Annotated in this window: 15 protein-coding genes; 4 read left to right on the plus strand and 11 right to left on the minus strand. The window is 58.3% G+C overall.

Annotation, left to right across the window (positions count from 1 at the left end; genetic code table 11):
- Nucleotides 1-100: 100 nt before the first annotated feature.
- The 5 genes from WCA10_RS05695 to WCA10_RS05715 all read right to left on the minus strand — a co-directional run bounded on the left by WCA10_RS05695 (nucleotide 101) and on the right by WCA10_RS05715 (nucleotide 4589).
- Nucleotides 101-577, minus strand: a complete 477-nt coding sequence (locus WCA10_RS05695) for a hypothetical protein (RefSeq protein ID WP_472821536.1) — start codon at nucleotides 575-577, stop codon at nucleotides 101-103.
- Nucleotides 578-769: 192 nt separating this feature from the next.
- Complete coding sequence (locus tag WCA10_RS05700; RefSeq protein WP_472821537.1) at nucleotides 770-1450, minus strand: PilZ domain-containing protein; 681 nt, start codon at nucleotides 1448-1450, stop codon at nucleotides 770-772.
- Nucleotides 1451-1932: 482 nt separating this feature from the next.
- Nucleotides 1933-3540, minus strand: a complete 1608-nt coding sequence (locus tag WCA10_RS05705) for a carboxylesterase/lipase family protein (RefSeq protein ID WP_472821538.1) — start codon at nucleotides 3538-3540, stop codon at nucleotides 1933-1935.
- Complete coding sequence (locus WCA10_RS05710) at nucleotides 3537-4331, minus strand: LysR substrate-binding domain-containing protein (RefSeq protein ID WP_472821539.1); 795 nt, start codon at nucleotides 4329-4331, stop codon at nucleotides 3537-3539. Before WCA10_RS05710 ends, WCA10_RS05705 begins: the two co-directional genes overlap by 4 nt.
- Before the next feature lie 24 nt (nucleotides 4332-4355).
- Nucleotides 4356-4589 (minus strand): LysR family transcriptional regulator, encoded by a 234-nt coding sequence (locus WCA10_RS05715; protein WP_472821540.1) that lies wholly within the window; start codon nucleotides 4587-4589, stop codon nucleotides 4356-4358.
- Nucleotides 4590-4695: 106 nt separating this feature from the next.
- On the opposite strand from WCA10_RS05715, the gene WCA10_RS05720 reads away from it, so the two are divergent.
- From WCA10_RS05720 to WCA10_RS05730, 3 genes are all read left to right on the plus strand, one after another.
- Nucleotides 4696-5982, plus strand: a complete 1287-nt coding sequence (locus WCA10_RS05720) for a CitMHS family transporter (RefSeq protein WP_472821541.1) — start codon at nucleotides 4696-4698, stop codon at nucleotides 5980-5982.
- Between the two features lie 133 nt (nucleotides 5983-6115).
- Nucleotides 6116-7435, plus strand: a complete 1320-nt coding sequence (locus WCA10_RS05725) for an acyclic terpene utilization AtuA family protein (protein WP_472821542.1) — start codon at nucleotides 6116-6118, stop codon at nucleotides 7433-7435.
- Nucleotides 7432-7731, plus strand: a complete 300-nt coding sequence (locus WCA10_RS05730) for an AtuA-related protein (RefSeq protein WP_472821543.1) — start codon at nucleotides 7432-7434, stop codon at nucleotides 7729-7731. Before WCA10_RS05725 ends, WCA10_RS05730 begins: the two co-directional genes overlap by 4 nt.
- A gap of 147 nt (nucleotides 7732-7878) precedes the next feature.
- Here the strand turns inward: WCA10_RS05730 and WCA10_RS05735 are convergent, their stop codons facing one another.
- From WCA10_RS05735 to WCA10_RS05760, 6 genes are all read right to left on the minus strand, one after another.
- The gene (locus WCA10_RS05735) at nucleotides 7879-9930 is read right to left on the minus strand and encodes a sialate O-acetylesterase (protein ID WP_472821544.1); all 2052 of its coding nucleotides are present in this window, start codon (nucleotides 9928-9930) and stop codon (nucleotides 7879-7881) included.
- A gap of 19 nt (nucleotides 9931-9949) precedes the next feature.
- The gene (locus WCA10_RS05740) at nucleotides 9950-11512 is read right to left on the minus strand and encodes a tannase/feruloyl esterase family alpha/beta hydrolase (RefSeq protein WP_472821545.1); all 1563 of its coding nucleotides are present in this window, start codon (nucleotides 11510-11512) and stop codon (nucleotides 9950-9952) included.
- A gap of 77 nt (nucleotides 11513-11589) precedes the next feature.
- Entirely contained in the window at nucleotides 11590-13965 is a 2376-nt protein-coding gene (locus WCA10_RS05745) for a glycoside hydrolase family 31 protein (RefSeq protein WP_472821546.1), read from the minus strand.
- A gap of 38 nt (nucleotides 13966-14003) precedes the next feature.
- Entirely contained in the window at nucleotides 14004-15107 is a 1104-nt protein-coding gene (locus tag WCA10_RS05750) for an alpha/beta hydrolase (RefSeq protein ID WP_472821547.1), read from the minus strand.
- A 25-nt stretch (nucleotides 15108-15132) separates the two neighbouring features.
- On the minus strand, nucleotides 15133-17262 hold the full coding sequence (locus WCA10_RS05755) for an alpha-N-arabinofuranosidase (protein WP_472821548.1): 2130 nt from the start codon (nucleotides 17260-17262) through the stop codon (nucleotides 15133-15135).
- 98 nt (nucleotides 17263-17360) lie between these two features.
- Entirely contained in the window at nucleotides 17361-18941 is a 1581-nt protein-coding gene (locus tag WCA10_RS05760) for an alpha-N-arabinofuranosidase (protein WP_472821549.1), read from the minus strand.
- 234 nt (nucleotides 18942-19175) lie between these two features.
- Between WCA10_RS05760 and WCA10_RS05765 the strand changes: the two genes are divergently transcribed.
- Complete coding sequence (locus WCA10_RS05765) at nucleotides 19176-20153, plus strand: alpha/beta hydrolase-fold protein (RefSeq protein ID WP_472821550.1); 978 nt, start codon at nucleotides 19176-19178, stop codon at nucleotides 20151-20153.
- The last annotated feature ends 3 nt before the right edge of the window (nucleotides 20154-20156 follow it).

Genomic DNA, 20156 nt, shown 5'->3' on the forward strand with positions numbered 1-20156 from the left:
GCTCCTTTTGTAAGCATTTAGCTACGCTTCGACAACGCAGTTATGCCACAAAAACAGCGGCCTTTTCCCACTCTCTTTTTCCCGGACCTTTACTTCTTGCCTACTCCCCGTGAGAAATGCAGGCTAAAGCCCCCTGCATGGTGTTCGGAATTCCAGTTGCGACTGGAGGCTGATCAAGCTGCCGCGCCAATTCCGCGATCTTTACCCAGTACACAATCCAGAGAATCAGATTCGGCAGCGCTGCAACTATATTCACGATCGGAATGATTGAGCACGCCCCGCACACGCACATGGCAATCCCGATCGACTTTCCCGGCTCCGGATTATCGGTCGGGATGTTTCGCAATCTGAACTCATTTCCAAGCGACTTGGCCAACGCCGTGACAACGAGGAAGTTCCAGACAACGTTCAGGAGGGGAACAAGCAACAGCCAGACCATGCCTGGCTCCATCGTCCGCGAAGAGGGGGTGCACTTGCGCAGAACTCCAGACAGAAAAGCGATGTAGACAACTCCGATGGCAAGCACGCCGAGAAACAAACAGCCTGCAACGATGCGAATGATGGTTGTAGTATCCATGGGCCCTCCAGATTGATTTGGATTTGCGTGCAATCCTAACATCGGGCCGACGGACCGGCAACGAAGAATCATTGCGCTGTGACGGCGCTTCCCTTCCCTTCGATTCCGATCGGGACGCAGGCATCGGAAGGAAGACAACAGCGTCGGAATCACATTAGCGGCAGCGATGGCAGTGATGCGGATTTCTGGCGCTCAGCGGATTTCGGGGACTCCGATTTTGTTGAGGAATCGCTCGACTGACTTCCTATCAATTGCGTCTCCTGGCAGGATTCCGTAGTCGAAGACGTTCTCGTAGTCGGTGAGGACGAAGTTAAAGCCAGCTCCGTTTTCACCCCAGCGCACAACTTCAGACAGGACGCAGATGGAGGTGTCGGAACTATTGAGTCTGCCGTCCTGCGGCTGGAGGGTCATCTGGATGAGCGTGCCGGGTGCCCAGCGCTCCTTGGTGAGGAGGAAGAGGCCTGTGGCGCTGATGTCGCCGACGTGATAAGAGTAGGGGGCGCCGCCGGTCCAGTAGTACGCGACCAGGTTGGGCGTGGGGAAACGCTTGGCGCGGCGCTGATTGACTTCAGGGAACAGCCAGCGGAGAAACCGGAGGGTGAGCGGATCGGATTCCTGCGGTTCAGGCTCGGGCTCCTGGCGGGGGGTTGGGGCGGCGACATGTGCAACGCGTCTGGTAGAGATGGGACGCGCATTGGGGCTGGGGGGGAGGGGGCTGGGGATGGGACGGGGCGGGGGCTGCATCGAAGTGATATTGGGTCGAAGCCACTTGGCATCCCACTCCGCACTCGGGTCCGGAACGATACGCGGCCCATTGGATCCACGGTCAACGGGCTCAGGGACGACTGAAATGGAGAATCTATCGCGGTCCATCGGCACCCCTTTCGGATGGAATCGGCTGCGGCGCACACGTTTTCCGTGCTGCGGATTTCGGTTACTGATACCGGAATATCACGAAGCTTGTTTCACGTTCAATTGGAAACAGTCGCGGGGGATGACGGACGTTCAGGTTCGGGAGGGTGGAGACTTGGGACTTTCGTGCTTTTCGGAGAAGGGAAGGCGGTTGGAGCGAGATTGATGCTGGTGCCCGGAGGGGGACTTGAACCCCCACGACCGGTAAAGATCTGCGGATTTTAAGCCCCAATTCTCGCGATCTAGTACTTCCCTGCGCCATCTCACACGGTATGGAATAAGAACCAAATTATGAATGAAATGGACCCGTTATCCACATCGCACACAGTCGCACAGAAAGTCATAGATTCACGGTACAAAGTGGCACCAAAAGCGGCACCAGATTCTTTAGTGAACGGACGAACCTCTGCGGAGTGAGCGCGGCCGTTCAGGATCGGTCTTCCTTAGGGCCGCGAAGGCGGTTTCGGCGCGGATGGAGGAGCGGAGCTAGTCACGTATGCCGCCGTGGCATCCAGTCTCGCTTTCAAAGGATCTTTTTCGGCTACCGGACCGTTCGCCGTGAAGTTCATCAGCATATCCGTCTCGGGCGTGTACCGCGGCCAAGCCAGCGTGTTGCCCGTGCTCGGATCACCCGTCTTGGCAAATGCCACCCAATAGCTGAGCATTGCCTGCGCGATCTTTTCGTCCTCCGGCGCAAGCTCATTTCCATACTTTGCTTGAACCGTATCGAAGACAAAGGGGATCTCGGTCGCATGCGGCGCCCCCGGCCACTTGCTGCGCATTGATTTCGCGACGTACGAGAACCTGTATTCGTAGGCAGGCAGACCTTCCGAAGCGAAAACGCTGGCAACGAAACGAGCTGGCTCTACCATGAATCGATCCATCGCGACCTGGTACTGCACAGCGCGCAGGTCTCCGTTCCCAGTCGGGTCGTAGGCCGCGATCGCTTTTTCGCGATTCGCACCGAAGGTTGCAAACAGCGCTTCCTTGTTCGGAGCGAAGCCGAAGCCAATGTCCATGCTGTTGGTACCGATCATGAGAGGCACATGCCACCCGGCGCCAGCCAGGTAAACGGATTGGGGATCTGAAACTACCACGCGTCCGTCGATCATTGGCCCAGCGTATCCAGGCTGATTCATGGTTGCCATGTTGAGATTGCCGAGCACCTTCTCTGCGGAAAGTTGCCTCAACTGATCCAGCGCATCCTTGCCGGTTCCATCCACCCCCACGCTTCGCGCGAACTCGATACCGACAGATTCCGCCGACGGAGGCCCGTTCGGCAACGAGGTTTCGAGATACCGTGGGCCGCCCAGGTTAGTGCGGCCTCCGCCGGACTCGATGATCGCTCTTGAAAACAAGCGTAGCGTCAAAGGAGACGTGAGCAACATGCTCACCGAAAACCCACCTGCAGACTCGCCGAAGACAGTAACGTTCGTTGGGTCTCCCCCGAACGCACTGATGTTCTTCTGAACCCACTTCAAGGCGGCAATCTGGTCCATAAACCCGTAGTTGCCAACCATACCGTCGGCATCCTGTTTTGTGAGTTCAGGAAAGGCGAAGAAGCCGAAGTGGCCAAGGCGATAGTTGGCGCTGACAAAGACCACTCCTTTTTCCGCGAACTTGCTGCCGTCATAAACCGCGGGCGAACTGCCTCCATTGACGAAGCCGCCGCCGTAGATCCAGAACATGACGGGCAGCTTTGCGTCAGCTTTTGTTCCCGCAGGACGCCACACGTTGAGGTAGAGGCAATCCTCTGCCGGCTTGGTGCCGAGCGGAGCGGCGTCACTCGGGAATGGGACTTGCATGCAGTCCGCCGAGTAGGCGTTGGCCTGACGCACATCGGACCAGGGCTGTACGGGTTGCGGAGCGCGCCACCGCAGATCTCCCACAGGAGGCGCGGCAAACGGCACCCCTTTGAATGATTCGACCGGCCCCTGGGTCACGCCTTGCAGCTTGCCTGCTTCGGTGCCGACCACGCTGGCCTGCGAGAACAATTGGGGCACAGCCAGTACAGCCGTTGCGGCCAGAGCGAGCTTCTTCAAACCATTCATACAGCCTCCGGAACGTGCATCTTTGTGCAACGCACGCGACTATAGCAGCGCCCGGAAGCATGTGTACAATTCATTGATTCGAACGGATTGATCGCATTTCGCGATGATGGCTTCAACCTTTTCGTGCGCGAGTCGGATCCTGCGCCGTGGCCGTCATGCTTTCTGACATAGAACTTATGCAGGAGATGGCGTACAAGGCTCTCGGCAGCAGGGGACAGAGTTGCGTCTCTTCTCTGAAGCAACTCGATCCGGCGGTTGGAGAACCTGTTGTTGAGCGGAATTCTCAAGAAGGCCGAAGTCTCAGCGCCCGCCGCAGTCTCTGGCAGGATGGCAATGCCCAGGTTGGCGCGAACAAAGGCCAGCGCAGTGGGCATGAAATTTGTTTCATAGCGAATGTCCAGGAGCAACCGTTCGCGATGTGCGATGGCCTCGACTGCCTCTCGTACGCTGCTCTCCCGCCTTGGCAGGATCAACCCATAGGTGGATGCCTCGCGAAGCGTGATGGTGTGCTTAAGGGAGAGCGGGTGGCCCGAGGGAGCAAAGACAACCAGGCGATCCTGAAACAGGGGAGTTGCGCGAAGGTCCGCATCGCACGCGTGTAGTGTTCCGATGCCGAAATCGACCTCTCGTTTGAGTACGGCTTCGCGCACGCGTTCCGCAATTACGTCAGAGAATTGCACGCGAATGCCGGGGTAGGTCTCTATGAAGCTTCGCACCAACTCTGGAAGCGCGCCAGCGCAGACGGTGGGAAGAGCCGCGATAGTTACGAATCCAGTAGAGGCGGAATTCAAGTCGCGCGCATGTTCAACGATGTTCTAAGCGTCATTGAACAATCGCTGCAGCGGGCCGAACACGTCCTTGCCGGCAGCCGTAAGTGTCACTCCTCGCTTGTTCCTGTCGAAGAGCCTAACGCCCAGGCTCTCTTCGAGCTGTTGCACCTGAACGGTCAGCGCGGACTGCGAAAGATGCATATCGTTGGCGGCACGTGTGAAATTGCGCGTCTCTGCGATTTTGAGAAAGGCACGGATGTGACGGAGCTCATGAATCATCGGAATTCGAGATTATAGGCTTCTGATTTATGCAATGTACATATTGAGACGCACCTCTCTATACTCGCATTTGTACGCGAAAGCGCGGCGTCACCGGGTGCTGAGCATGCTTGCTATCTGGGGTCTGATCACTATCCTCGGCATGATCGTCGCGATCGCCAGCCGACGCGTCTCACCGCTGATTGCGCTCTTTCTGTTCCCAGTCACCGCGTGCTTAGCGGCCGGTTTCGGATTAAAAACCGCACAGTTTGCTCTCTCTGGACTCGTATCGATTGCGCCGGTGGTGGCGATGTTCTTGTTTGCCATTCTTTTCTTTGGAGTGCTGACGGACTCAGGAACGATCGAGCCATTCGTCAAGATCCTGCTCCGCAGTATCGGCAAAAACCCGGTGCTCATTGTTCCCGGCACGTCTCTGCTCGCGCTGCTTCTGCATCTGGACGGATCCGGGGCAGTCGTGTTCCTGGTTGCGATTCCTACACTTCTGCCGTTGTACCATCAACTCGGGATGGATCGCAGGATTCTGGCGTGCGCCGTATCGCTGGCCGCGGGCGTGAACTTTCTGCCCTGGACGGGACCTACGATTCGCGCTGCCGGCGCGCTGCACACCACTCCCATCGCGCTGTTCAAGCCCCTGATTCCTGTTCAGATCGTTGGCCTGGTTTATGTCTTCGCTGTAGCCATTTACCTCGGTCGCAGGGAGAGGCGGCGCATTGGGCCGACGGATACGACGCTCATGCCAACAAGCACAACACCGGTGGCTGGGGCTGCGGTTCCGCGGGTTCGCTTCGCTGGCAATCTGGTGCTCGCCGTCACGGTGCTTGGCTTGGTGATCAGCGGCAAGGTTGAGCCGGCGATCGCGTTCATGCTGGGCACAACGCTTGCCCTACTGCTCAACTTTAGAACCGTGCGCGAACAAGGGGCTGCCATCGACCGTCATGCGAAGGCGGCGTTATCAATGTGCGCCATTCTCTGCTCGGCCGGCGTCTTCACTGGAATCCTAAAATTCAGCGGGATGCTCGACGCTATGGCGAAAATCGCAATCGCCCACATCCCGCAGGTGCTTGCGCCGCACATTCCTGTGGTGCTCGGCCTAGTGGCCATGCCGTTGAGCCTGCTCTTTGACCCTGACTCGTTTTACTTCGGCATCCTCCCTGTGCTCGCCGCCGCCGTTCAAGGATTTGGATTGCCTGCGACGAGCGTTGCTGAAGCCGCGCTGCTGGGGCAGATGACCACGGGCTTCCCTGTAAGTCCGCTCACGCCGGCGACGTTTCTGGTAACCGGACTTAGTGAAATTGAATTGAGCACACATCAGCGTTTTGCTGGTCCGTTTCTGCTCGGAGCATCGATCGTGATGACGATTGCTGCCGTTCTCTTTCATGTAATTCCGCTGTAGGGCGGGAAAGAGAGAGAATGATCGATCGCGACTTACAAAAACTCCGCTGGCGGTTTATGCAAGATACAAATGCAAAGGTCGTATCGATACTCCAGGCGAAGCCGGGCATTGTGGTTTGTTGGGGAGAGCGCAGATGAAGAAGGTCAGAATCGGTGCGGGAGCAGGATTCTCCGGCGATCGCATTGAGCCCGCGGTCGAACTCGCCCAACAGGGCCACCTCGACTTCCTTGTCTTCGAGTGTCTGGCCGAGCGAACGATCGCGATGAGTCAGTTGCGCAAACGCGAAGATTCCAACGCCGGATACGACCCGCTTCTCGTCGAGCGCATGCGTGCTATCTTGCCCGCATGCCGTCGCAACGGAGTTCGCGTGATCAGCAATATGGGCGCGGCGAATCCGAGGGCGGCCGCGCTACAAACGATCGAAATCGCCCGAACTCTGGGACTTCATGGATTGCGTATTGCGTGCATGGAAGGCGATGACGTTCTCTTACTCAAAGATGCGTTCAAGGCTTTCGACGATCAGCCCCTTCCGGCTCACGCGATGATCATCTCAGCGAATGCATACTTGGGCGCCGACGCATTGGCTGAGGTTCTTGATCGCGGCGCAGATGTTGTTCTGACGGGAAGAGTGGCCGACCCTTCGCTATTTCTGGGAGCTCTCATACACTCGTTCGGCTGGAACGCAGCGTCGTGGGATCTGCTGGGACAGGGCACCGCGGTAGGCCATCTGCTGGAATGCGCTGGGCAACTCACAGGCGGTTACTTCGCAGATCCCGGATGCAAAGATGTTCCCGGTCTCGATCGGCTTGGATTTCCGCTGGCAGAGGTGATAGAAGATGGTTCGGCAATGCTGACCAAGGTTGAGGGTTCCGGCGGACTCATCAGCCTGCAGACCTGCCGCGAACAAATATTGTACGAGGTTTTGAACCCATCGGCATACATAACGCCCGACGTGATCGCCGACTTCACAGGGATTCGCTTCGACCAGCAGGCTCGCGGTGCAATGCGTGTGTCTGGTGCAAAGGGACAGGCACGGCCGCAGGATTACAAGGTTTCCATCGGCGTCGATGACGGAGTCATTGCGGAAGGGCAAATCTCATATGCGGGACCGGGTGCGCTGCCGCGCGCGGAACTTGCACGCCAGATACTCGACAAGCGCCTGGCTCACATCGGAGCCGACGATCTGAGGATCGACCTCATCGGACTCAGCTCGATGCACGGCCCTCCCGGCGATTGGCCCGCTCCCTACGAAGTGCGGCTGCGAGCTGCGGCACGATTCACGCGCGAGATCGATGCGAAGCGTCTAACACGCGAAGTGGAGAGCCTCTACCTGAATGGGCCTGCCGCAGGGGCAGGAGTGACATTCTCGGTGCGGGAGAACATTGCCATCGTACCCGCGCTCATCGCGCGCGAACTCGTCACGCCAAGCTTCTCGATGGAGGTGGCCCGATGAAGCTGCAGGCAATTGCACATGCGCGTGCCGGCGACAAGGGAAACCTTGTAAACATTGCCGTGTTCGCCTATCGCGACGAGGACTATCCGACACTTGTCGAGCGCGTGACAGTGGAGCGAGTGAGCGAACTGTTCAATGAACACATCACGAAGCCGGTCATACGATACTGCGTTCCAAATCTGTGCGCGCTGAACTTCGTCCTGCAGCGCCGGCCGGCCGACAGCGTTACGCGTTCACTGCGTCTCGATGCGCACGGAAAGAGTCTGAGCTCGCTCATGCTTTTACTGGAGATATGATCACCCGGCGGGAAACTGCTGTTCGAACGCCCGTTATGTCCCTTTCTGCGATCCCCGCAGTGGATGGCAAGAATGATCCAGCAAAAGCTGCAAGCTTCCGCTGCGCGGAATATCCTTCCAAATAAAATGAGAGCGATGGCTGCGGGCTTAGTAGGGCTTTGTTTCTTCCGTCTTACCGAGCCAAGCGTCGGTGCGGAAAGGAGCAGCCGGAAGTCCAGCGCCATTGAAGAGGGTTGCGGCGGGATTGGATTGCCAGGCGTACCGCACTTGCGTGGGGTTGGGCACGAACGGCAACGAGACGACGACGGTGTTGCCTTCGATGCGTGCGTCGGCCCAGAACCATTTGCGGTCATCGCCCGCAATGGAGAATTCTTCGAGTTTGTCGCCTTTGACAACGAGACCCCCGTCAGCATGCGCAAAGTGCAAGCGAATCGAACCGGCCACGCGCTCGACGGACTCAAGAGTGGGTCCCGAGTAGACCACGTTTTTGCCATAGTATCTTGCGAGTGCACAAAGAGCGAGGCGATCTCCGACTGGCCGCTTGTCTTTGGCGTGAATATTGTCGGGATCGCCGGTGTCGATTGTGACAGCTAGGCACGAGTTTGGTACGGCGGCCGCAGCAATGGCTTGAGACTCGCGCGTCTCAGCCCAGTCGTCGCCGTCAGCGGGAACTGGGCTGCGCTTTGTGAAGGCGGGCAGGCTGACAATGTAGAACGGAAAGTCGCCCTGCCCGAAAAGCGAGCGCCAGTCTGCAATCATGGCGGGGAGAATCTTGCGGTACTGATAGCCGCGCGGGGAATTCTGCTCGCCTTGGTACCAGATCACGCCGGTGAGCGAGAACGGAGCGATGGGTGCGAGCATACCTTCGTAAAGGACAGTCGGCATAACCGGCCAGTTTTCGTAGGCGATAGGAAGCGGTTGTGGCGGACGAGCGTCGAAACTCAACTTCGCTTTCCACTGGCCCGCGAGAGGGATGCTGATCTGATCGCCAAGTGCGAGAACAAGATCTTCGGGCTTGGAGAGGAAGCCGCCATCGGGCTTGGTTTTGAGAACACGAATGGCGATTACGTTGCGGCCTGGCTTTAATATGCCGTCGCGGATGATATACCTGCGCGGATTTTCGACCCAGGCGCTGCCGCCGACTTCCGTTCCATTGACGTAGGCGGTATCCATGCGCTCGATCTCGCCAAGGGAGAGCATGTTGTCGCCACGAGGGAATGGGCCTGGGGTTGGAGTCGATGCCGGGGCTGCCAGCTTGGGTAACGGGTCGGGCAGAATAATGTCTTTGCGGAACCAGACCAGGGCCGGCGTATCGGGCACGCCAAGCTCTGCGAATCCGCCGGGGATTGAGACCTGCTTCCATGTCGAGTCGTCGAATCCCGGAGCGGCCCAGTTGTTCTTCTCCCCGATATCGTACTGGTCATACCAGTGCGCGACGTAGTTGCCGTATTCCGGCGCATTTTCGGCTTTCAACCGGTCGAGTTCTGCGAGCGGGATATCGAAATCGTGAAGTGGACGAAGCGCGGCTTCGCTGGTCCACGATTCTGCGGGGGTTCCACCAACGGCATCGATGACGAGGCCGATGGGGATATGGATCTCCTGTTGGACTTTTCGGGCGAAGTAGTAGCCAACGGCTGAGATCCAGTTTGCGGTTTCGGGCGACACGACGCGCCATTCGCCTTCAATGACGTCTACACGGTGGTACGCGGGATGACCCTGGACGGTGAAGAAACGGATGTCGGGGTAGTTAGCCAACTTAATTTCATCATCGGCGTTCTTAGTGAACCGAAGTGGCAGCCCCATGTTCGACTGGCCACCGCAGAGCCAGACGTCGCCGACGAGGACGTTATGCAGTTCAACCGATTGATGACCGCTGATGGTTACGGTATAAGGGCCGCCGGTCGCAGGGGGCTGAATTCTGACGACCCAGCGGCGATCTGCGCCGGCAGTGCCAGTTGCTGTATTCCCGCCGATCTGCACGCGGACATTATCTCCAGGATCAGACCAGCCCCAGATGGTATCGGGCTCGCCGCGCTGAAGCACCATGTTATCGGCGAAGATCGGGCCGACGAAAGGAAGCGGCTCAACGGCTGCAGCCTCTGTGGCTCGACCGGGGGTAGGCTGCGCAAATGCAGCAACGCTCGCGGCAAACAAAAGACCTGCAGCAAGCGATACGCTTTGAATGCGTCTGAAACTCATGACTCGAAACCTCTCACCATCAGCGTGCGGTGCCCTGGCATTGGAAGTTGCGGGCATCTTGGGTGTCACCGGTTCCGGTGTACTGCGCGTGTTTCGGATAAGCGCACAGCGGTCGGCTGCGACCTGGAAATGCCTGCCCAGTGGCGATCACTGCGTCGGGCGCGGCGCCTTTCTCGACCCAACTGACGATAGCGGTGAGCATGTCGAAGTGATCTAGAGCGGGACCGCCGCCGCAATGAGCCATCCCGGGGACGAGAAACATGCGGCTCCATTCGGAAACCTTCTCGGCGCCGCCTTTGGTTGCGGCAAGCGATTGGTAATAGCCGAGCGTGTCGAGCGGCGAGAACCACGGATCGCTGTCGCCGTGGAAGAAGATGAGCTTGCCGCGGCTGAGTGAGAACGTGGAGAGATTGGTGGACGCAGGTTCGACAAGTGGATCGGAGGCATGCAGCGCTGCTTTGTCGACGTCGAGTTCAGTTGCCGTAGTGTAAGGACCGAAGAGACCGCCTGGTCCCAAGGCCAGTAAACCTGATGCGAAGCCTTTCGAAGTAATGTCCGCGTCATAAAGGAAGCCCGGGTAGACCTGCGTGCCATAGGCATTCTTCGGTCCGGCAAAAGCTTTCTTGATGGCGCCGATTTTCTCGGGGACGATGCACGCGTCGGTCTGGCCGGGCTTGCACGCGAGGACCGTGGGGTCGAAGTCGCAGCCAAGAGGATCGGAGATCATGCCGTCGGCTACGCCGTCTCTCGCGTCGCATTGCTTCATCAGCGCATCCATAAAGAGCTTTCGGTCGTCGTCGGTGAGGAACTTGTCGATCTGCGGCTTGCCGGAGGCGTCTTTGGGAGAAGCCTGGTTGTAAGCCACGGGGAACCATTGCGCGATGGCAAGATTAGACAGGCCGGTGCGCATGGCTGGATCACCGGAGACGATGCCGTTGAACACGGTGGGATAGCGCTGCGAGAGGATCATGCCCTCGCGCCCGCCTGTGGAGCAGCCGACAAAGTAGGAATACGCTGCAGGTTTTGCGTAGTAGTGCCCGATGATCTGCTTGGCGACTCCGGCGACTTCAGCGTTCGCGAGGAAGGCGAAATCGAGATAGGCCTGCTGGTCGCGCATGAATGAAAAGTCGAACGCGCCGGTCTTGGCCTTGTGTCCAGTATCGGTGCTTGCCACGGCGAATCCGCGGGAGAGTGCCGGCTTGTCGCCAGCATAGTTCGCTCCGGCGGGGTACGCAATGATGCCATTGCCTCCGCCGCCGCCCTGCATCATGAAGTCACCGTTCCAGGCCGCATTTTCGGGCAGTGCGAGAGCAAAGCCGATGCCGAACTCCTGACCGTCGACGCCCTTGCGGCGATTGATGACACCGTCGACGCGGCAATGGGCTGGAAGCGGGCCGATAGCCGGCGCGCCGGGATACGGCGCCGGGACAGTGGTTCCGGCGGGAACGAGCGCGGCCTTGGTGATTTCGGTGCCGCCGATCTTAAGGCCGGAGAGAGCCGCACAGGGATCGGCCGATTGAGACGGTGCAGCCAAGGGTACACACAGCACCGCCAGAAGAAGCGAGAGATTGTATTTCGTCATAATCGGCCTTCTCCGTAACAAAATGTGTCAGCGCAGCGTGGACTATTTTGTTTTACGAAGCCCGGCGCTGCGCCGAATCACTTGATGGTTGCGTGAACTTCGTTGCCTTCGTAACTGACCTCCGCGTTTGCCGTGCTGGTCACATCTACGCCTGTTCCATGTCCGCCCGCTACCAGGACGACGCGGAATTTGCGGTGTTCGATTATTCCAGGGAATGAGCCTTGCCGTGCGCCGATGGTGAGTGACGAGTCGGTGTCGTTCCATTGGATTGGGATGACGGAATGCTGGCCTTTCTCGTACTCGTATCCATCGCCTGCGTCTTCATAAAGATCAAATTTCCCATCGGCGCCGCGATATACGCGAAGCTCGATGGGCCCCGCAGGATCCTGCGTGGCGTACTCGATCTGCGGACCCATGGGAAGGATAGAACCGGCGCGCACGAAGAGTGGTATGCGATCGAGGGGCGCATCGGCTTCGATCTCCTGTCCGCCTGTTTCCGATTTGCCAGTCCAGAAGTCGTACCATGCAGCAGCAGCCGGCAAATAAACGTTGCGCTTGTTCGCGTCGGCCTTGAGCACCGGGTTGACCATGATGGCAGGGCCAAACATGAATTGATCGCCGAGGTTCCGTGTGTTGGAGTCGCGGCGCCAGTCCATCACGAGCGGGCGCTGAATGGTGTAGTCCTCGCTCGTTACCTTCCATGCCAGGGAATAGATATACGGCATCAGCCGATACCGGAGCTTGTCGTAACTCACTAGGATGGGCTCGACTTTGTCGAAGCTCCATAGCTCGTTGTGAGGCCGGTGACCGTGGGTGCGGAAGATGGGGCAGAACGTGCCGTACTCGAACCAGCGCGCATAGAGATCCTGAAATGCGGGATCGGCGAGAGGATCCTCGTGCGGAGGCCAATAGCCCCCGATGTCAGTGGTCCAATATGGAGAGCCAGACAGCGCAAAACTGAGACCGGCGGGAACCTGGTGGCTCAAGCCCCAATAGGTGCCGTAGACATCTCCCGACCAGACGGTGGCGCCCACGCGCTGCTGGCCGAGGAAGGCCGAGCGCGTGAGCAGAAAGACGCGCTTGCCCGGGATCTGCGATTTCCAGTGCTCCTGTACTCCAAGGGTGTGCAGGAGCGGGAAGACGTTAGTGAATTCGGCGCCGTTGCCGATAGCGATCTGGCGGCTGCTGAGAATGGCGTCGCCCATGTGCGGCCAGTACTCTTCGGGCTCGGCGCTGTCGAGCCAGAATGCATCCCATCCCTGCGCCAGCAGTTTGCCGGGCAGGTGCTCCCAGTAGAGGTCGCGCGCCTCTGGGTTGGTGGCGTCGTAGACGTGAGCATCGGACACAAGCTCATGCTTTGCATCCAGAACCTTATAAGTCTCGGACTTCGGGTCGAGCAGGCCCCAGACGGAGATCATGGCGTGCACGTTCTCTTTGTGCAGGGCATCGAGATCCTTTTCTACGTCGTGATAGTTCGAATTGAAGACCGGGTCGCCCTCGGTCTTCCACCAGAACCAGTCCTGCACCATGGCGTCGAGTGGAATATGTTCCCGGCGATAGCGCTCTGCGATCTCGCGAATCTCGTCGAGCGATACATAGCGGTCCTTCGATTGAAAAAAACCATAGGCCCACTTGGGCAGCATGGGCGTGTGGCCGGTCATGGTGCGGTACTCGTGAAGAACGGCGTCGATCTCCGGACCGTAGAGGAAGTAGTAGTCGATCGACTTGCCGGCGATCGAAGTCAGCTTCATATCAAGCGGGAAGCGATTATCAAAATAAGTGAGCGCCGCCGTGTTCCACATCAGCCCGTAGCCCTTGCTCGAAATCAGCAGGGGGATTGCGACATCGGTGTTGTCTTGACCGAGTTCCACTGTGGCGCCGCGATAGTTGAACATTCCGTTCTGGTGCTGCCCGAGCCCGTAAAGCCCTTCGGTGATTGAAGGAGAAAAGCGGTCCGTGACGCGGAAGGTGTGTTCTCCATTGAGCTCGACCGGCTCGTAGGTGCGCGGGATGCTGTTACCTTCGTTCAGCAACGATTCTCCACTGATGCTGCGAAATGAGAGATTGCCGCGTTCGATGTTGACGATCACCTCAAGCTGTGCAGTCTTCAAACTGGCCGCCTTCGCGTCCTGCGCAAACGTGAATGGCGCTCCGGGACAGGATTGCTGTGCGTCGAGCATCCACGGGCGCGGCGAGGCGTGTGCAGACGGTGCAGGAGTAGCAACGACGTGAATCACCGAGTCAGCACACACGGTGACCTCGAGGACTTCACTGCCCGCGGTGGCGCGGATGCCGTGGCTTGTCTGCTCGATTTGCTCAGGTGGAGGCCCCGGCGCATCCTGTCCGGGCATTTGCGCGTTTGCCATCGACGAGGTAGCAAAGAAGAGAAACAGGATGGGCATGACCTCCCAACCATCACGACAGGTGCGGAGAATTCCTGCTTTCCAAAGCATCGTTGATCTCGACTTTCTGTTTGGCGATGTTCTGCTCACTAACGGCAATCGGCTGTGAAGCACAGGTTCTTACTGAAGAATGGCAGCACGTGGTTCTGGAATCGATCGGCGACTGCACTGACATGCGTGCCAGAGTAAATCTCAAAGCTGTTCGCGATCCCATAGTTATCGAGGATGGTATGCAGCTTGGTGGCATCGAATCGCAGTCCGTCCTGATCGCCGACGTCCATAGAGATGGCCCGGTACTGCTTAAGATTACCGATGTACTGATCCACGAATGCCAGCGGGGAGTTGGCCGTGTATTTGGCTACGATCTCCGGTTGCGAAACGCCGTCCTTGGTCGGCAGATCGAAGTAGAGCGGAGGGTTCTTGGGATCCGGAGCCCACGCGGCCGCGGTGGCATATTGGGCGGAGGCGAAGCCCGGCGACTGTGCTGCCAGGTCAGCCGGAGACTTGGCCGCGGCAACCTTCTTCTCGCTGGCGATCGCCCGCTCCTTCATCTGATCGGCAGGACCAGGTCCGCCGACCATCGAAGACATGCAGCAGGGACTCATGATGTAGAGCGCGCCGAATATGTCCGGATGCTTCATGCCGATGCGCGACGCACCATAGCCGCCCATGGAGTGACCCACAAGACCGCGGCTGGTGCGATCAGGGATGGTGCGATAGTGAGCGTCTATGTATGACACAACGTCGTGCCATATGAACTTTTCGAAGTCGCCGGTGGTAACGGAGCTTGAATACATCGAGCCGTTATAAACGGTTTTGGAATCGGGCAGCACCACGATCATCTCCTGCGAGCCTAGCGCGAACGCACCTTCGACGGTCTGCGGAACGTGGATCTCGTGCGTCCACTGTTCAGCGCCGATGGAATACCCGTGCAGCGCGTACACCACCGGATAGCGGCGTTTCTTGTCCTTCTGATAGCTGGGCGGCAGGAAAACAATGACGTCGCGATCAACGGCATCGCCTTCGAGATTGCCTTCGAGCGCCGCACCGTGGATCTTGATGTGCTCCACTGTCACAGGCTTTGCGCCAGAGACAACTTCGGGAACGTTTGTATGCACCTGCGCCGCGAGCCATGAACCGGGTGCAACTGCCAATGTGATTGCGCACGCAATGAACAACTTCGTTGATTTCATCTGGACCCTCTCTCGACAGACCTGGCTACTGCACCGGGTAGGAATAAATGTTCACGCTGAAGGGGCGCACCGTGATGGTGGCAGGCAGCGCACCGAGCGTCTGTTCTTCGACCTGAACCTCAGGCTTCTTGTCCACTTGAACCGTTGCATCAATGGAGTCAGGAGCCATGCGCCACAACTTCCCTGCACTGGCAAGCTTCGTTCCGCTGATCGCAATCGTGATGCTCTGTTCGGAGTCAGAAGGATTGAGTACGGCAATGGCGAGCGTCTTGCGGTCTTCACTGAGCGCGGCGCTCACATCCAGCGGATACGTGTCGCTGCCGGGGTTGACCGCGGGCTGGTCGCCGCCTGCCGGAAACGTGGGCTTGGGCTGCGGAGAATCGCCGGTGACAGCGACGGGGATGGTGCCGAAGTGATCGCGGTACATCTTGAAGAGCATGCCAGTGGGATTGAGGATTGTTTCAGTTCGGTTCTGGCTCATCATTGCGGTCGCGAAGGTGAATGCGCCCATCTGAAAGATATCGGAGTGGCGGAACATTTCGTGGAAAGCCCATGCGTACGCAGGTACAACCTTATATCCGTCGCGATTGCCGCCGAAGTAAGCCCACTCATCGATGGCGATGGGAACCGGTCTGGCACGCAGCGCGGGGATGCGCTTCAGGTACTCCTGATAGTGCTCATATTTCGCGCAAACCTGGACCGCGGGTGCGCGTTCCCACTCGAGCAGCGACAGAGGAGGCTCGATGGGCACCTTCTTTTGCAGCTTCATGTCGGTATGTTGCGTGCCCGATGCGTAGTAATGCTCGCTGACCATGTCGATGTTGTCGAGGCAGTTGAGGAGCATCTGGCCGGTCCAGTCGGCTGGCGAAAGATAGTCGGGAACATACTGGCCGTTGATGCGCCTCGCCTGGTCGGCTCCTTCCATCACGTCTGGCATCGCTCCGCCGGCGATCAGCTTGACGGATGGATCGACCTTCTTCATCTCTTTCGCGAAGAGGTTGTGCTTCAACTCAAACTGCGGAAGCGACATCGAGCCCATCTGGTAGTCGCCCCAGGGTTCGTTACCAACTCCCCACCACTGCACGTGATAAGGAACAGGGTGGCCGTTTGCAGCTCGCCATTTGCCCATCGGTGTTGTTGCGGCTCCGTTGGTGTACTCGACCAGCTCGCGCGCCGACCACGCGTCGCCGAAGCCGGCATTCACCGTGATGTAAGGATCAACGCCGAGAAGGCGGCAGAGCGTGAGAAACTCATCCGTGCCCACGTCGTTCGGTTGAACGGCGTGCCACACAGGATCGAAGATGGGCGGCCTCTTGTCGATGTCGCCGACGCCGTAGCGCCACTCGTACGCGGAAACAAAGTTGCCGCCGGGAAAGCGCAGAACGCCAAAGCGCAACTGCTTGAGCGCAGCGATCACTTCTGGGCGAAATCCGTCGATGTTGTCGGCAGGCATCAGCGACACCGCGCCGACATGAAAGGACCCTCGACCCGTGCCGGTGATCTCGAGTCTTGCGTCATCGCTATCAACTTTGGCGGTACACCGCAGAGGGAACTTGCGGTATGCCGTTCCGAGCGTCTGGATCGTGATCGCCTCGCGGTCAGTGGGTTCCGTGCCCCAGATCAGCGTCACCTTGACCACCGCGCCCGGCGAACCGGCGAGCACGATGCGCCCCGTGTAGGTCTTTCCTTTGCGAACCGCGATTCCGGATTGGCTAAATCCGTGCGGATCTTTGGCGTCAAGTCTGACCAACGGCGAATGATCACCAGTGTAGGCATCCCTGCCGTCCATGGTGACCACGTCACCACCGCCTATGGGAGACCACCAGCGCGTAGGAACGCGGCGAAAGCGCGGATTGCCACCAGCACCGCCTATCACCGGAGGAGGCGTAGGCGCGCTCGCAGCTACAGGGTAGAAGAACTTGCGATCGACGAGCATCTCAGACCAAATGCCGGTGTTGACGATATCGCCGCCGTGCTCAAGAAACTGGCCGTAGATATTTTTCGAGATGGGAGCGCCGGTCTTCGAGGTGTCGATGGTGGCGTTCACAACGTGAGTCTGGGATGAAATAGCGGAGGGCAGCGAAAGCAGTAACAGGAAACTCACTGCCAGTTTTGGGGTAAGCGTTTTCGCGACGATCTTCAGGAGCAGATGCATGGTCTGTTTCTCCGAATACTGGATGGAGCAAAATGCCCGTCGTTAGGGTTCGAATCGAGTGCCAATATCGTCCAGGCTCTCGATCCCGCAGTTCGCGATTACGGCTCAATCGAGATGACGGTCACGGATCGAGACGCCACCGTGAGCGAAAGCTTGCCGTTCTGAACCTTCACTGCTATCGGTTTCGGCACAACTGTACTCGGTGAATCGAAGGTGTTGATACTGTCTACCGCAACTCCCGTTAACGTCTCCGCCTTTGCCGACCTTGCCGCGATGCCGGCAATATCTACATCGATCGTTGCCGGGTTTTCCGCATCGAGGTTAGTGATCTCAAGCAGCAGCTTCCCGTTCGCCCCCTTTGCCGCAATCGCGTCGACACGTGGCAGCGTTACGCTGCCATGGGTGTAGGTTCCCGCATCGAAAGCGACAGGAATGAACTTGGCGTCCTGAAACGGAACGTACATCTTGAAGACGTAATAGGTGGGCGTCAGGACCATTTTCTCCTTGTCCGTAAGGATCATTGCCTGAAGTACATTGATCATTTGGGCGATGTTGGCCATGCGGACGCGGTCGGCGTGACGCGCAAAGATGTTCAGGTTGAGAGAGGCGAGAATAGCATCGCGAACGCTGTTCTGCTGGACGAGGAATGCTGGATTCGATCCCTGCAATGGCGCGTGCCACGCGCCCCATTCGTCCACGCTCAACGTAACCTTCTTCTCCGGGTCGTACTTATCCATGACGGCTTCCTGCTTTCGCAAGAACTCATCCATGAAGAGCGTGGATTTAAGTGCTTTGACGTAGTCGTCCGGCCCGAACTTCTCCGAGGCGGTCGACGGCGGCCAGCCGTTTGGCACCGTGTACCAGTGTAGTGAAACGCCGTTGATGTCCCATGCCCAGGTGTGCTTCTTCCACGCTTGCATTACAGCATCGGTCCACGTGGTATCCGGCGTGCCAGGACCGACGGCGATCTTCAGCATCTGGTCCTTGCTGCGTTGCCCGGGATTCATGTTGAGCACGAAGCGGCTGTACACCTTCATCAGGCTGACGTAGTAGTCAGGCGTCATCGCGCCGCCACAATCCCAGCTTTCGTTGCCGAGGCCGAGAAACCCTACCCTGTAGGCCTCCGGATGGCCGTTCGCGGCTCGCTCTTTGGCAAGAGCCGTGGGCGCTGCGGCCGTCATGTATTCAAGCCACTCGGCCGCTTCCTGCGTCGTGCCGGAACCGACATTGACAGACACGTACGGTGTGCTGCCGATCTGATCGATGAAGTCCATGAACTCGTCGGTGCCGAAGGCGTTCGTATCGATGACGTCGCCCCATGCCGAGTTCACGGTCGCCGGGCGCTTGTCGCGGGGGCCGATTCCCTTCCGCCAGTGATACTGGTCGGCGAAACAGCCACCGGGCCACCGAACGTTGGGTACCTTCAGTTCCTTGAGCGCAGCAACAACATCGTTGCGGATTCCCCGGGTATTCGGAATCGATGAGTCGGGGCCCACCCAGATGCCTTCGTAGAGGCCGTGGCCGAGATTCTCGGCGAACTGGCCGAAGAGGTTGCGATCGATCTTCGGGCCCGGCCTCGTCGCGTCGACGGAGAGATGAATGACGTTGTCGGCGGCCAATAAAGGCGCAACCGAAGAGAAAGCAAGCAGACCTAAAACAGCAAGAACGCGACGCGCCACAGACCCTCCCTCCGCAGAACCGGCGGAGATTCGAGGCACGGTATTTACAGCCCCCGTTCTCGTACTCCGGTTCGGAACCCTCGAATATACACAGAAAAAGCCAGCACGAACAAGCCAAATAAATCGCTTTATTTCTCCGGGATGACGGATTTACTATGCCGATGGTTGATGTTTGCAGACTAATCCGGATCCAAGCCGGCTCTGTCTCGGTAAACGTTCGCGTGGAGGTGCATTTTGAAAGTAATTGGATTCGTGATGCTACTGGCAGCGAGCTTCTGTTTTGCGCAGGAGCCAGGTGATTTCAGGCCCGCAACATCGAATGTTTTGGATGCTCAATTCCCGAAGGTCGACAGCAACTCGCGCGTACAGATTCGGTTTAAAGCGCCAGACGCGACGAAGGTGAAGCTCAATTTCTGGAGTGGTCCAAAGGTGGATATGGAGAAGCAGGCGGACGGATTCTGGACGTTCACTACGGCGACCATGGCTCCAGGGCTTCACTACTACACGGTGATTGTGGACGGCGGCGGCGAAGATGAGACCGGATGGACCCGGCAAGGCAAAGCGAATTTCATTCTCGACAATTTGATCGCAAGCGGAAAAACGAAGCCCATGATCATCGTAATGGCCAATGGATATGCCAACCGCGCAGGATACGTAGTCCCCGACCTGACTGGAAGGCCGTTCGGCTCGCCGGAATTCATGAAAGTGATGCAGGAGCGGATGGGCGCGTTCGAGGACGACATGACGCAGGTTCTGATTCCGTTCGTCGACAAGACGTTCCGTACAATTCCCGACAGGGATCACCGCGCGATGGCGGGGCTTTCGATGGGCGGCATGCAGACCTTCCAGGTGACATTCAATCATCTCGACTTGTTCTCATATATCGGCGGATTCAGCGGAGCGGCCAATGTGTTCATGATGGGCAATAACAAATTGGACACGAAGACAGCTTTCCACGGCGCCATGGCCGATCCGGCTGCGTTTGCCAAGCGGGTGCATCTGCTGTGGATCGGCGTCGGAACGGACGAGCCTGAACGGATGAAGGCAGGCCTCGAGAGTCTTCACGCCTCTCTGGATGAAGCAAAGATCCAGCACGTGTTTTATGAGTCTCCCGGAACCAATCACGAATGGCAGACATGGCGTCGCGACCTGAAAGACTTCGCACCGCGACTGTTCCAGGCGCCAACGCAACCCGCCGCTTCGGCGCGATAACGA

The organism is Occallatibacter sp. (genome assembly GCF_049582745.1).
Taxonomy (GTDB): Bacteria; Acidobacteriota; Terriglobia; order Terriglobales; family Acidobacteriaceae; genus Telmatobacter.

Excerpts from the sequence above, each read along its gene's own strand:
- WCA10_RS05695 (WP_472821536.1), bottom strand. The coding sequence starts at position 577 with ATGGATACTACAACCATCATTCGCATCGTTGCAGGCTGTTTGTTTCTC.
- WCA10_RS05700 (WP_472821537.1), bottom strand. The coding sequence starts at position 1,450 with ATGGACCGCGATAGATTCTCCATTTCAGTCGTCCCTGAGCCCGTTGAC.
- WCA10_RS05705 (WP_472821538.1), bottom strand. The coding sequence starts at position 3,540 with ATGAATGGTTTGAAGAAGCTCGCTCTGGCCGCAACGGCTGTACTGGCT.
- WCA10_RS05715 (WP_472821540.1), bottom strand. The coding sequence starts at position 4,589 with ATGATTCATGAGCTCCGTCACATCCGTGCCTTTCTCAAAATCGCAGAG.
- WCA10_RS05720 (WP_472821541.1), top strand. The coding sequence starts at position 4,696 with ATGCTTGCTATCTGGGGTCTGATCACTATCCTCGGCATGATCGTCGCG.
- WCA10_RS05725 (WP_472821542.1), top strand. The coding sequence starts at position 6,116 with ATGAAGAAGGTCAGAATCGGTGCGGGAGCAGGATTCTCCGGCGATCGC.
- WCA10_RS05730 (WP_472821543.1), top strand. The coding sequence starts at position 7,432 with ATGAAGCTGCAGGCAATTGCACATGCGCGTGCCGGCGACAAGGGAAAC.
- WCA10_RS05735 (WP_472821544.1), bottom strand. The coding sequence starts at position 9,930 with ATGAGTTTCAGACGCATTCAAAGCGTATCGCTTGCTGCAGGTCTTTTG.
- WCA10_RS05740 (WP_472821545.1), bottom strand. The coding sequence starts at position 11,512 with ATGACGAAATACAATCTCTCGCTTCTTCTGGCGGTGCTGTGTGTACCC.
- WCA10_RS05745 (WP_472821546.1), bottom strand. The coding sequence starts at position 13,965 with ATGCTTTGGAAAGCAGGAATTCTCCGCACCTGTCGTGATGGTTGGGAG.
- WCA10_RS05750 (WP_472821547.1), bottom strand. The coding sequence starts at position 15,107 with ATGAAATCAACGAAGTTGTTCATTGCGTGCGCAATCACATTGGCAGTT.
- WCA10_RS05755 (WP_472821548.1), bottom strand. The coding sequence starts at position 17,262 with ATGCATCTGCTCCTGAAGATCGTCGCGAAAACGCTTACCCCAAAACTG.